A 13,294-nucleotide genomic window follows, 5' to 3' on the forward strand; every position below is an offset into this window, starting at 1 on the left:
CGAGCTGCCAGGTATCGACGCCCACGACGGTTCACTCTGCTGCGCCGCGCAGCTCGTGGAGCGGATCCTCGGCCGGACGTGGTGGGCCGGGATTGAGCGGGCCAGGTTCGTCGTCGTTGGTGGGTAGGTCGGCCAGGCTCAGCCGGTGTCCCCCGTTGCCCACGAGCCGCCATACCGGTCCGGCCGGGCTGTGTCCGTTGATCCGGTCCCGGGCGCAGGTGGCGATGGTGAGTGTGGCCAGGGCGTCGGCGACACGGTGATCGTGACGGGCGGCGTCGGCGAGCTTGGTGTGGAAGTTGCGTTCGCGTTCCCGGCTCGGCAGGGAGAACAGCAGGATGTGGCCGGGTCCGCCGTCCATCCGTAGGCGCCGGTAGGGGTCCAGCTTGTCGCGTAGGCGCGGGTGGTCTTCGGTGGCACGGTCGTACTCGAGCCAGAAGCCGACGCTGCTGCGGCCGTTGGTCCACACGCCGTGTGCGTCGGGGCGTACCCGTTGTCCGAAGGCGGCGGCTGTCTGCTGCTCGGACCACCAGCGGGTCAGCCTCGCCTCGGGATGACGGCGCCCGTGGGCAATGAGGTCGATGAAGAACTGGTTGGTCTCGATGGTGTGCTGCCGGATCCGGTTGGACAGCACCGAGTCCGCGGCGAGTGCGACGGCTTTCGGGGTGGGCGGGGTGTTACCGCGGGCGAGGGCCACGAAGCGGGCGGAGAGCCGGCCGGGTACCCAGTAGACCTGTGCGGGTTGACCGGGGTAGCGCAGGACACGGTCGATGAAGTCGAGCCGTCGCAGGGTGTAGAGGCGATGGGCGCAGGTGACCGGCGAGTCGAACAAGACTGAGGTGATCTGGTCGGTGGTGAGGGAGGTGTGGTCGGAGAGCAGGAAGGCGATCACCCGATCGCGAGGGCGAAGGCGGGCCGAGACGTCGGAGAGCGTGGTCGTGGAGCGACGGAGGGTGGATCGGGATCGGGGGGTCACGGGGCACCCCCCGATCGGAGGATGTCCCCCCGGTGGGACTGTCGGGACGGCTGATCATGACTCATGTACGTCTCCTAGCTGCGCTGTTGGGTCAGCAGCGACGGATTGCGGGCTGTTCGCAACGACCGTGTCCGGGCCGGACCGCCGACCAGGCTGCGAACCCACTCCGGTGTATGGAGTGGCATGTTCCGGCGTCAGTCGCTGCGACGGGATGTCTTGCCTCGATCGCTGCCGGCGAGGCGCTTGGCGAGCTGCTCGATGGCGGTCGGGTCTGTCGCGTTGCCGCTGGCAGCGGCACAGGCGGCCCGGATGTGTGTGGCGGCGCCGACCACGGGGCGGGGTGGCCGGGTGTGCAGGGTGAACGCCGCGGTCTCCCGATTGCCGATGACCAGCCTCGCGGCTGCCTGGTAGGCGTCCAGATGGCTCAGATCGTGTTCGGACAGTTCGGGGAACATGTGCCGGGCCATCTGGTGCGCATCCTCGGGCGCCACGTTGAAGGTGATCTTGTTGCGGGCGTTCGCGCTCAGGGCGAGCTGGGTGGGTCGTGGCAGTTGAGCAAGGTCCTGGTGGGCCAGCACCAGGCTCATGCGGTAGCCGCGGGCTTCGGCGAGCATGTCGTCCACCGAGCCGGGCAGGTTCAGGAAGTTGTGGCACTCGTCGACGAATACCGTGCAGTCGCGTCGTTTGTCTTCGGGCAGTCTCGCGCGGGCGGTGGCAGCTTGCCAGGCGCGGGCCAACACGAAGGAGCCCATCAGTCGGGAGGTGTCCTCGCCGAGTTGGCCTTTGGGGAGGCGGGCGAGCAGGATGCCGCCGTTGTCGAGCAGTTGCCCCATGTCGAATGAAGAGCGGGGCGTGCCGAGGGTTCGGCGTGGGAAGTCCCGCAGCAGGAATGCTCTCAGCCGGGCCATGACGGGTCCGATGACCTGCGCTCGCACCGGCGGCGGCATCGACTCATACCAACTCCAGTAGCCGAGCAGGCCTTCTGGGTCGTCGAGGCCGTCGGTGAAGGCCATCCGGAACTGGCGGTCGTTGAGCAGGGGTGGCACCAGCGCGAGCGTGGCGTGCGCCTTTCGCATCAGGGTGAGGCAGGCGACCCGCAGGGTGTCGTCGATGCGCGGTCCCCAGTGGCGTTGGAAGATCTTGCTGAAAATGGAGACGACGTTGTCGACGGCGAGGTCGTGGTCGTCTCCGGAGAGCGGGTTGAAGTAGCCGCCCTGGTCCTGGTCGGGGTCGATGAGGACGACCCGGTCGGCGACGGTCTCCGGCAGCCGGTCCAGGACATCGGTGACGAGGTCTCCCTTGGGGTCGATGACCACGACGCCGCGGCGGGCGGCCACGTCGTCGAGGATCATGTTGACCAGGAAGGTCGATTTGCCGACGCCGGTGGAGCCGAGGACGTGCAGGTGCTGGCGGGCATCGACGACGGGTAGCCCGACGGCGTGACCGCCGATCTCGGCGTGTCCGAGTTGTTTGACGCCGCGTCCGCCGGCGGGAACCTCGACCGGCGCTGGCATGGGCTTCGCGCGAGCGCGTCGGAGGCCGGGCACGGCCAGGTCGGTCGGTAGGGCCGCGACGGCGGCGAGCTCACCGGCTCCCAGCAGGTACCCGGAGCGCAGTGGTCGTGCGGACAACACCGCGGCGGGCTGCTTGAGCCGGACGCGGCGCAGTCGTTGGCGGGCGGTGTAGACGCCGTAGGCGGAAGCGACGCCGTGGGCGAGGGTCTTCAGTCGGGCCCGCAGATTCTCTTCTGCCACCTTTCGGGGGTTGGTGTGGGCGACGCCGTAGCGGATCGAGGTCTCCCACAGCTGCCCGGCTGCGAGTTTGTCGACCGCAGCGCGGGCGTCGCGATCGCGTTCCGGATCTGTCGGTACCGACCGGGTGGCGGCGGCCCGAGTGGCCGCGGGGGCCCGGCCGGGCCCGGGCACGATCAGTTCGAGCAGTCCGCGGAGCCAGGCTGTGGGGTCGAGTAGCCCTCGTGCGGGCTGGCCACTGCGGAGGGCCCCGGTCCCTGCGCGGAGCCGACGGATCTGCCGGGGTGTGGCTGGGCGGGTGAGTACCTGCACGCAGGCGTACTCGGGATCCTGCAGCCCGGACAGCGCGGAGATCAGCGGTCGCAGGGGGTCGCTGTCGTGGTCGGTGACGATCGGGTACCAGGCCGCGAGGGTGGGAAGCAGGGCGCCGCCCTCGTCGAGGGTCGCCAGGGGTATCGGCGCGGTGGCGTCAGTGACGGCGGCGGTGGCCCCCGGCCAGGCGCCGGTGATGGCGGCGAGGACGGGTCCGGTGGGCACTGTGCCGGGCAACCAGATGTTGATGGTCAACTGCCGGCCCGCCCATCGGTATTCGAAACCGACGTGTGGGGTGCCGTGGATCAGGCGTCGCCATCCGGCGGGGCGGAGGATCTCGGCGCAGGTCGCCCACCAGCGGGCGGCGCTGTCTGGGTCGACGTCCGGTGGTGGGGTGATGACGACCTGGTGGGCGTGACGCAGTAGCCGCCGATGCCGCCAACTGTGCAGTTGTCCTCGCGCGATAAGTACGACCAGCCCGAGGGCGGCGATGACGATGGCGAGCCACGGACGGTCGGTCACCCACCGGAAAGCGTTCACGATGGCGTCCGCGATCGGGTTGGACGGCACCGGCGGAGGAACGAAGGGCAACGGCGGCGGTGTCGATGAGGCGAGCGCTGTCACGGTGTCTGCCCGTCGAGGTCGCCCGTGACGCAGAGATCGTGTTCCCGGTGGGAGGACACGGCGTGGGCGCCTACCCGGTTGGCGCCCGCGAGGAGGAGGCTCTCCCCGCGTTGCGCTGACAGCAACATCCGTGCCTCTCCCCCGGTCAGGTTGAAGCTGTCGGCGACGGCGGCGATGGCCTGCGGGGCCTGGCGCATGAGGAGCTGGGTCGCCGAGTTCGCGACGACGGCCTGCCCGAGTTCGGAGCCCAGCAGGTCAGCGGCGTCCTGTGTCACCACGGACACCCCGGCTCGCCGCTTGCGGGCGGCCTTCGCCAGCCGGTTGAGGAATCGGACGCCTTCGCCGTCGCGCAGCAGGGTCCAGGCCTCGTCGACGATGACGAGGCGGCGTGGGTCGGCGGTCGGGCCGTCGGCGGGTGGGGCGTCGACTGTGCGCCAGATCGCGTCGAGGGCGAGGAGCATCCCGGGGGCGCGGAGTTCATCGGCGAGCTGTCGGGTGGACCAGACCACCAGGTGCCCGGTGGGGCCGGTGGTGGTGGGTCCGTCGAAGAGGTGGTTGAAGCTGCCGGTGGTCCACGGGGAGAGGCGGGCGGCAAGGGTGAGCGCCGGCGGTGTGGCGTCGCCCTCCAGTGCCGCGGCGACGTCGCGCAGCAGCGGAGCCGGGCGGGCCCAGGTGGTCGGTTCGTTGGTGATGCCGGCAGCAAGGTACGCGGCGTTGACCGCCCGGTCGAGGGCGGCGCGCTCGGTGGGTGCCATCGCACCGTCGTGGCCGCCGGCGCCGAGCAGGACGTTGATCAGTGTGTGCACGAACAGGGCTCGCCGGTTGCGGGCGTCGGGTCGGTTGTCATCGGCGGCGACGTCCAGCGGGTTGAGTCGGACGTCGGGTGCGCCGAGTTGGATGACGGTGCCACCGACCGCTTCGGCCAGTCGCAGGTATTCGTCTTCGGGGTCGATGACGTTGACCTGCACTCCGTCATAGAGGGAGCGCAGCGTTTCGAGCTTGATGAAGTACGACTTACCGGCGCCGGATCGGGCGAGTACGACGCTGTTGTGGTTGTCGGCGGCCCAGCGGTCGTGCCAGATGATGCCGTTGGTGGCGGTGTTGACCCCGTAGAGCACCCCGGAGGCGCTGGGCGGGTCGCCTGGCAACGGGGCGGGCAGATCCCCGGAGGCCAGGGGCATCGCTGCAGCGAGGGCATCGGTGTCGAAGACCCGCCGCATGCCGATGCTGTCTACGCCCATCGGCAGGGTCGACGTCCAGGCCGGCAGTTGCCGCCAGGTGGCCGGGACGGTGTCGAGCATGACCGAGGCGGCGGTGGCCCGTACGTGGGCGACGGACTCGGTCAACTCGTCCAGGTTGGGGGCGTGCACGGTGACGTAGTGGCCGACCCGAAACAGGCGGCTCGCGCCGCGGGCGACCCGGTCGGCGAGCTCGGCGGCGTCCGCGGCGGCGGCCTCGGTGCTGGGGTCGTCGAGGCGTCCGTGTTGGGCGTCGGCGCGCCGGGAGGATTCCAGTCGGGCGCGTTGGCGGCGCAACCGGGACGCGGCGACCTGCGGGGCGAGCGGCTCGATGTGAATGACGACGTCGGCACGACCGGGCCAGCCGGTCAGTGGGAGCAGCCAACCGGCCCCGACCTCCGCCGGGTAGCCGTTGACGATCAACGTCGAGGCGTACCCCTCACCGATCTTGAGGTAGCGAGGGGTGACCTCCACGCTGGCCGGGCCGATCAGCGCGGCGAGGGTGTCGGCCTCCGCCGTCGGCGGTATCGCCGGGCGGGCAGGCCGACGAGGACGAAGCAGTCGCAGCAGGTTCACGACGGCTCCTCGGCGGTGATGGGCTCGTTAGGTAGGGCCCGTTCGCCGGGCACGGGCAGGGTGTAGGGGTCGACAGCGGCGGCCAGCACCGCGCAGACGGCAGGGCCATCCAGTACGCGGGTGCTGGCGCCCAGGCTCTGCAAGGCACCAGCGGTGTGCTCGGCGGCGCGCAATACGTCCTGGTCGCGGCGGGTGCCGGTAGCCGTATGGACGATGGTGACGGTGCGCCACAGCGGCTGCCGCTCGTCCTCCAGGTCGAGGAGGAACTCGGCGTAGTCCGCAGCGGCGTCGGCGAGCGCGGCGTTGGGCAGCAGGTCCGCGGCGTCGGCGATGCGCTGCGCGTGCCCGGCCAGGTCGACGCGTTGGGTGGAGACCACGATCTGCACCGGGGCCGTCAGGCTGTTGAGCCACCGCGCGTAGGCGCCGACCAGCGCGGCCTGCTCCGCTGGGGTGCGGAGTCCGAGGTTGACGGTGCTCACGGCGACCAGCGCAGCGCTGGTACCGCCGAGGTCGACCACCCCGTTGGTGGCGATCGACCGCGCCGGTAGGCGCAGTGGCGTCGGCGGGGTCAGCTCACCCTCGGCGCTGCTGGGGACCGGCGCCCACCGCGGCGCCTTGAGCACCCCGCCGGGTGCGGGAACCTGCCGGCGTGGGGTGCGGGAGCCGCGAACCGCGGCGAGCAGCCAGGCGTCCAGACTCAATCCGTCGCGGCGGCCCAACGCGAGGACGGTTGCGGCGCCGAGCAGCGGGACCAGACCGCCGAGCAGGACCGGCATCGGCAGAACATCGAGCAGCCCCCGAAACAGCAGGTAGGCGATGGCCACGGCGGCGGCCAGGATGGCGACCTGCCGCGTGGTCAGGTTGAACAGCAGGCGATCGGGTGTTTCGACGTCAGCGGGAATCCTGGCACGAAGATCGACATCAGACATGGGGTCTCCTCAGGCAGTGGGTCGGGTCTGGGGCGTGAGGTGTCAGCCGGGCAAGCCATTACCGGTGTTGTTGCGTCGGGCCGACGGTCGGGAGGATGGAGTCGGCGGCAGAGGGCTGGTGGCTTGCGATCGCGCTGCCGCTGACGCGCGGGTGGTGCGCGGGCCGTACGCCGCCGTCGACGGCCAGCCCGTACCGCTCGGGGTTTGCGCCGCCGCCGGCCCCGGCCCGATCGACGACGGCGCCGCTCCGAACCCATGCGGTGGCCGATTCGTCCCGCGCAGGCCCTGGGCCGGGGAGTCCGCCGGCCAGCCGGTGCCGGAGTCGGTATAGGCCCACCATCGACGCCAGCGGGGCATGCGTTGGGGCATTGCGGTGGCCGGGGTCCGCCCGGACGGAACCCTCGGTAGAGCACGCTCCGCAGGGGCCGGTGCCACCGTCGGCACGGTCCTGCGCGGAACCGGTCCGGGCCGTGGTCCGCCGCCAGTCGGTCTCGGCAACGATGGGCCGGTCCCCGGTCCCCCGGGGCCGGTCTGGCCGGCGGCCGCTCGCGCCGCCGACAGGCCGGCCTGTCGCCCACCGCGCCACAGGCCCCCGGTCAAGGCCCGACTGACCTGCTGCACGATCGCGACGCGGATGAACGCGCCAACGACGTTGTTGGACTGACCCCCGGTGACATAGCGGCGCAGCAGGGCGGGGATCTTCACCACGGCCAACAGCAGGCAACAGATGATGAACAGGTTGAACGTGCCGGTTGGGTCGTCGGGCAGGCCGAGGGCGGGCAGGTTCGCCGTCGGACTGAGGAAGACGGGACGCCGACGAGGATGCCGACGATCCAGACGACCAGGTTGTTGATGACGGTCGGGAGGTTGTTGACGGCGAGCAGGTCAGGCGCTCCGGCGATGGCCTGCGCAGCCGGGCCGAGCAGGACGCTGGCGTTGGTCGTAGTGGACAGGGACAGTCGGTTCAGGATGCGGCGCATCGGTGGTCACCTCCCGCCCCACCTCTCAGTGGGGCGTACTCGAAAGCGGTTGGGAGGCGCCGCCCGTACGAGCGGGGACCGTGGAAGCACTGCTCCTTCCACACCGGGTTCGGTTTCGTGGTGAGCACGGACCTGGAGCCGGACCGAGTCACCACCCGTACCGGGCGGCGCCCGAGACCGCTCGCGTACCCCGGCTGGCGTGTCGGAGGGGTGATCGGTCTCGTGACCGCCAAGAGCCCGTGTTGGGCCCGGTTTCCCGGGGCTGACCGACCAACGCGTGGCCAACCGTCACCCAACGGCGCCCGGTCACTGACCGGGCCACGCCCGCAGGGACGTGCGGCGGACCGGCTTGGCCGGGCGGGAACGCAGCCGGACGTGGGCGAGTTCCCCGGCGCGGATCACATCGACCAGCCTCGACTCGGCCCGATCACGCCAGTGCGAGGCCAACTGTCCCGCGATGCCCCACCGAGCGGCAGCCGCTTGCACCGATGCGCCTTCCAGCCGCGTCTCGGCGATGATGTTGGCATCGTCGGCGTCGATCACCCCGATCGCCACCGCGCGGGCCAGAACGAACTCCGGGTGATCCCACGGCTGCAGCGGGGTACGTGGCCCAGGCGGCTCACTGTCGAAGGGTTCGGTGGTGACGTCGGCATACCGCACCTTCAGGCCCGCCCGCCCGGCAGCGTCGAGCATGCGCGGGAGGATCCGCGGCTGATCGACGTCCACCCGACGCATGAGGCGGTCCCAGAAGGTCCCCAGGATCTCCGCGTCGATATCGTCGCTGTCGCCCCGGTAACTCCGCGCCAGCCCACCGGCCAAGGCCCGCAGGCCGGGCATCGCGAGGCCGACCGCCCCCAACCCCCAGCCAGGGCCGTCCTGGCGCGAGCGGACAACAAGTTCCCGCCACACCAGGTCGCGTACCTCTCGCGAGGTGTCCCGGTCAAGGAGGAACCGCTTCAGCTCGTACAGAGACATCAGGCGGTCCGGGCAGCCGTTGAACCGGCGGCCGTCGAACTGGAGAGTCGTGGGCGGGTCGACGAGCAGGTCGAACGCGCGCTGGGCGGAGTCCAGCGGAGATTCGGGCCATTCGGAGAAGGAAGGCATCGCGGTACTCCCGGTGTGCGGCGGGCTGCCGCCGGCGGCGGTAGCTCTCGAGGCTCATCCACACACGCGCACCCAACACAGCCTGCCGTTCATCGATGGTCTACTCCGCAGAGAACCGATCAAGAACCGGGTACACATACGACTGTTGTCCGCAGGCCACAGCGCTGAGCCGTCCTGTTGGCCAACAGGACGCCGTTCTTCGCTGGACCGCGGCCGAAGCTTGTTGACAGGGCTTGTTCCAGCAGTTCAAGGGACTGTTGGCTGGTGTTGGGTAGAAACTGTCGACGCCGCGTGAAAACTGGATCTGGATCTGGCCCACTTTCCGTGATCAGGACTGACCCGGCTCGGGGTGCCGAGTCCACTGTGTAGGGTTCGTCGTGCGATCGGCTGATCTTGTTGCGGTCCTGCCTCATCTGGCACCTGTCGTGGTTGAGCGAGTGGATCGGCAGTCAGCTGGTCTGCGGATATGGGCGCGAGCGCGAGCCCGTCGTGCGGCGTGTACCGGTTGTGGGCGTCGGGCCCGGCGGGTTCACAGCCGCTACGAACGTCGACTCAGCGATGCCGCGGTGGCTGGCCAGCCGGTGGAGATCCGGTTGCGGGTCCGCCGGTTCTTCTGCGACACGGTGCGCTGCCCGGTCCGCACGTTCGCCGAGCAAGTCAGCGGGTTGACCTGCAGGTATGGGCGGCGTAGTCCGCTGCTTCGTCAGACGCTGGAGAAGATCGGGCTGGCGCTTGCCGGTCGAGCGGGTGCCCGGCTGGCCGGCCGCCTCGGTCTGGTGACCAGCCGCAGCAGTGTCCTGAGGCTGGTCCGCGCCCTGCCCGACCCGCCGGTCGGGAGGCTCACCGCGGTGGGCGTGGATGACTTCGCCCTGCGCCGAGGCCGCTGCTACGCGACGGTGCTGGTCGACGTCGACACCCGCCGGCCGATTGATCTGCTACCCGATCGGGAAGCGGCAACCCTCGCCACCTGGCTGGGGCAGCATCCGAGCGTGCAGGTTATCTGCCGAGATCGCGCCAGCGCCTACGCCGAGGGCGCCCGCACCGGAGCGCCGCAGGCTATCCAGGTCGCCGACCGGTGGCATCTGTGGCACAACCTCGCCGAACACGTCGAGAAGACCGTCGCCCGTCACCACGGCTGCCTCACCACCGCGCCGCCGCAGCCCGCACTGACGGCCACGGAGGACCTGATCCAGGTTGCCGTCGATGCCACTGCCCAACGGGCAGAGCAGGGACTGTTGGTGCCTCGAACCCGGCGCCGTTATGAGCAGGTTCAGGCGCTCTGGGCTGAGGGCCACAGCATCCGGGAGATCACCAGGCGACTCGACCTCGCCCGCGGCACCGTGCGCCGCTTCGCCCGCGCCGGCAGTGTCGATGAGCTCCTGGCCAAACCTCGCGCCGGGCGGCCCAGCATCCTCGACGACCACCTCGACTACCTGCACCAACGCCTCAACGATGGCATCACCAACGCCACCGAACTGTTCGCCGAGATCCGCGCCCGTGGCTACCGCGGCAGTGCCACCACCCTACGCACCTACCTGCAACCCCTACGAGCTGTCGCCACGCCACCACCAGCCCGACCCCGGCCGCCGAAAGTTCGCCGGATCACCACCTGGTTGCTGCGCCACCCCGACGCACTGCACCCCGACGACCAAGTCGGCCTTGCCACGATCCGTGCTGCCTGCCCGCACCTGAACGCTGTTGCGGACCACGTCAACGCGTTCGCGGAGATCCTTACCGGCCGCCACGGGCACCGCCTCAATGCCTGGATCACCGCAGTGACCGCAGACGACCAGCCCGACCTGCACTCGTTCATCGCTGGTCTGCGCCGTGACCACGACGCCGTCCTCAACGGCCTGACCCTTCCCTACAGCTCCGGCGTCGTCGAAGGACACGTCAACCGAATCAAAATGATCAAGCGACAGATGTATGGCCGCGCGAACCTCGACCTGCTCCGCAAGCGAGTCCTGCTGAGCTGACCGGGTCAATCCCGATCACGGAAAGTGGGCCAGATCCAAAATTCGGCCGGCGTTGACAGAAACCTTGCCAACAAGGCGCGGCCGACCCGCTAGGAGACTGGTGCATCAACCGCGCGCACGGTCTGCTGCAAGGTTGAGGACCGGACGGTTCGACGTGGTCCGAACAGCAGTCCCCCCGGGCACCCGTCCGCCGTTGGGTCGAATCTCGTCGTCGTTGGGTGACAGCGCCCCGCTGTTGGGCCGACCCGGCGGGCCTCCTGACAGCAGGTTGCCAACCGTTGGGTGGCCGTTGGGTGGCCAACGCACTGCTCCCCCCCGCAGAGTCGCCGTCACGACCGCTCTTGGTGGTCGTGAGCACGGGCCAGCCGGTGTGGAAGCCACCCACCGATGACCAGATCCTCCGCGACACCCGAGAATCCCAGCGGGCCGAACCCATCGTCCCGAGACAGCAGACACGACCCATCCGCCGACAACTCCACCTTCGGCCACCACCGCGACTTCCTTCACGTCGACGTCATCGTCGATGGCTCGCCGATCTGGATCTCGGTGTGGCGCAGCGGCGCCCTTGGCGAGATCCGCGAGTCCACGTTCCGCCGCCTGCTGGCGCGTCGGATCATCGCCCTCTACAGCCGGCGCGGCGCAACCGTGGTCGACTTCGACGGCGACCCCACCGTTCGCGACGAGAGCATTGCCGCGGGCCGCACCTACCGCCCTGTCACCCATGCTGCGGACCTGGCCAGCCTCGACACCGCGGAGCAGGTCGACCTGGTCGTGCTGCGCTGGCCGCGACCACAGCCGCTCGCGCGACCCGCGCCGATCGACGGTGCGGTGGCCGACCTCTTCCGTGCCCTCCGGCTGGTCATCACCCCCGACGGCTTCGCGGTCCTCATCATCGAGCAGCGTCCGACCCAACCGGTGCCCACCGAGGTCGTGCACCTGGCCGGGCTTGTCCCCGAGGCTCACGCCGGTGGGATGAGCTACCTCCAGCATGTCCTCGCGATCACCGCACCGGTAGGCCTCACTGCGGACAGCGCAGACGCCGGACGGTCGGCGGCCAGTCGGCACGGCTCACCGACTCACCTGCACCTGCTGGTCTTCGTCGTACGAGCAGGCCACCGTGACTGACCAGCCGGAGACTGCCGCCCACCATCGCCCGTCACGTCGCCGCCCAGCCCGTCCGCGGGTACGGCCGATCAGCTACCGACAGGCGTGCGCCTACATCAGCGCCCACCACCAGCAGCTCGAACGACCGCAGGGACACACGTTTTCCCTCGGACTGACCAACCACGCCGGCAACCTCATCGGGGTCGCCATGGTCGGCCGTCCCGACGCCCGCCACCACGACGGCCTGACCGCCGAGGTCACCCGCTTGGCGACCGACGGGCCACGCAACGCGTGCTCGGTCCTGCTCGCCGCCGCGTGGCGAGTCGCCCGACGCATGGGCTACCAACGCATGATCACCTACATCCGTACCGACAGGCCCGCCGCCGGCCTACGGGCCACGGGTTGGAAGGTCGTCACCGAAACGCCTCCCGTGCACGGGCGAAATCGGCTCAGCCGGCACCGAGCGCCGCGCCGCACCGGCGACGCAACCCGCACACATTGGCAGGTCACCACCGAGGACTGGCGTACCCGAACCGAAACCGCCGACCGCGTCCCCGGCAGGCCAGAGAGGAACAGGGCCCACGGTGACCGGCCACACCGCAGCCACGCACGCACCGGCGGATCAGTTCGTCTACCACCTCGACAAGCCCACCGGCACCCTGCGGCCGGTCCTCGACAAGAGGCCGACCTGGAGCGTCACCCCATGCCGATAGACGCAGGAAAGATGCTCGCTGGCCTGCCCGCTCCGTGGCACGGTTTCCTGGAGGACTGGCATCGGTCATTGCGGTCCGGGAACTATCCGGAGACGACCCGCTACAACTATCTGCTCGCCGCGGCACAACTGGCCCGCTACCTGCAGGATCGCGCGGAATCGGCACCTGACACGTCGGAGGCAGCACACGATCCCACTGCCGTGGCCCGGGCACACGTGGAGGAGTTCCAGGCGTGGATGGTGGAGACACGCTCACCCGCAACCGCCCTGAACAAGCACAAAGCTCTGCAGCAGTTCTTCAAGTGGCTCGCGCTCGACGAGGAGGAGATCGATCGGTCGCCGATGGAGCGGGTTCGGCAGCCCAAGACGCCGCAGAAGTTGATCCCGATCATGCGTGACGACGACACGCGACGCATCCTGGATACGTGTCGTGGCCGGGCGTTCGTCGACCGGCGAGACGAGGCGATCATCCGCCTGCTGTACAACACGGGTGCCCGGCTGTCTGAGGTCGCCAACCTTCATGTTGACGATGTCAGCCTCGCCGACACGGACACCGTCCGCTACCACGGCAAGGGCGCCAAGGATCGCCGGGTACGGCTGGGACCCAAGACGGCTCGTGCCATGAGCCGCTACCTCCGAGCGCGGTCCCAGCACAAAGGATCACTCCTTGCCGAGCTCTGGCTTGCGGATCGCGGCATACGGGCACTTGCCGCCAATGGCATCAAGCTCATGCTGAAACGTCGCGGCCGCCGCGCCGGCGTCGCCAACGTCCACGCCCACCGCTGGCGGCACAACTTCGCCCACGAGTGGAAGCGCGCCGGCGGCGACACGGGCGACCTGATGCTGCTGCTCGGTTGGACCTCAGACGACATGCCCCGGCACTACGGCGCCAGCGCAGCCGCCGAACGCGCCCAGGAAAGCCAGTCTCGCGTCGGGATCGGTGAGCGTGTCTGAGCCCGAAGAACGGACAGCCGGGTCGACGGGGCTGACACCGGAGCAGCGTCGACGCCGGGCA

9 protein-coding genes are annotated in these 13,294 nt (G+C 69.9%); 3 read left to right on the plus strand and 6 right to left on the minus strand.

Annotated features, from left to right (window positions below; genetic code table 11):
- Nucleotides 1-31 precede the first annotated feature (31 nt).
- From F4558_RS15060 to F4558_RS15085, 6 genes are all read right to left on the minus strand, one after another.
- Nucleotides 32-973 (minus strand): replication-relaxation family protein, encoded by a 942-nt coding sequence (locus F4558_RS15060; RefSeq protein WP_167944811.1) that lies wholly within the window; start codon nucleotides 971-973, stop codon nucleotides 32-34.
- A gap of 194 nt (nucleotides 974-1,167) precedes the next feature.
- On the minus strand, nucleotides 1,168-3,660 hold the full coding sequence (locus F4558_RS15065; RefSeq protein ID WP_167944813.1) for a type IV secretory system conjugative DNA transfer family protein: 2,493 nt from the start codon (nucleotides 3,658-3,660) through the stop codon (nucleotides 1,168-1,170).
- Nucleotides 3,657-5,474: a VirB4 family type IV secretion system protein gene (locus F4558_RS15070; protein ID WP_376767520.1), complete on the minus strand. Its 1,818-nt coding sequence runs from the start codon at nucleotides 5,472-5,474 to the stop codon at nucleotides 3,657-3,659. Before F4558_RS15070 ends, F4558_RS15065 begins: the two co-directional genes overlap by 4 nt.
- Nucleotides 5,471-6,403 (minus strand): PrgI family protein, encoded by a 933-nt coding sequence (locus F4558_RS15075; protein WP_167944815.1) that lies wholly within the window; start codon nucleotides 6,401-6,403, stop codon nucleotides 5,471-5,473. Before F4558_RS15075 ends, F4558_RS15070 begins: the two co-directional genes overlap by 4 nt.
- Before the next feature lie 701 nt (nucleotides 6,404-7,104).
- Nucleotides 7,105-7,383 carry a hypothetical protein gene (locus tag F4558_RS15080; protein ID WP_167942854.1) on the minus strand — a complete coding sequence of 93 codons (279 nt, stop codon included), beginning with the start codon at nucleotides 7,381-7,383 and terminating at the stop codon, nucleotides 7,105-7,107.
- 306 nt (nucleotides 7,384-7,689) lie between these two features.
- Nucleotides 7,690-8,487: a hypothetical protein gene (locus tag F4558_RS15085; RefSeq protein WP_167944817.1), complete on the minus strand. Its 798-nt coding sequence runs from the start codon at nucleotides 8,485-8,487 to the stop codon at nucleotides 7,690-7,692.
- 437 nt (nucleotides 8,488-8,924) lie between these two features.
- On the opposite strand from F4558_RS15085, the gene F4558_RS15090 reads away from it, so the two are divergent.
- From F4558_RS15090 to F4558_RS32440, 3 genes are all read left to right on the plus strand, one after another.
- On the plus strand, nucleotides 8,925-10,463 hold the full coding sequence (locus F4558_RS15090) for an ISL3 family transposase (protein ID WP_209273307.1): 1,539 nt from the start codon (nucleotides 8,925-8,927) through the stop codon (nucleotides 10,461-10,463).
- Nucleotides 10,464-10,850: 387 nt separating this feature from the next.
- Nucleotides 10,851-11,588, plus strand: a complete 738-nt coding sequence (locus F4558_RS15095; RefSeq protein WP_167944819.1) for a hypothetical protein — start codon at nucleotides 10,851-10,853, stop codon at nucleotides 11,586-11,588.
- Nucleotides 11,581-13,233, plus strand: a complete 1,653-nt coding sequence (locus F4558_RS32440) for an XF1762 family protein (protein WP_512699260.1) — start codon at nucleotides 11,581-11,583, stop codon at nucleotides 13,231-13,233. The genes F4558_RS15095 and F4558_RS32440 overlap by 8 nt, the downstream gene beginning before the upstream one ends.
- Nucleotides 13,234-13,294: the final 61 nt, after the last annotated feature.

Origin of the sequence: Micromonospora profundi (assembly GCF_011927785.1) — a bacterium.
GTDB classification, from domain to species: Bacteria; Actinomycetota; Actinomycetes; order Mycobacteriales; family Micromonosporaceae; genus Micromonospora; species Micromonospora profundi.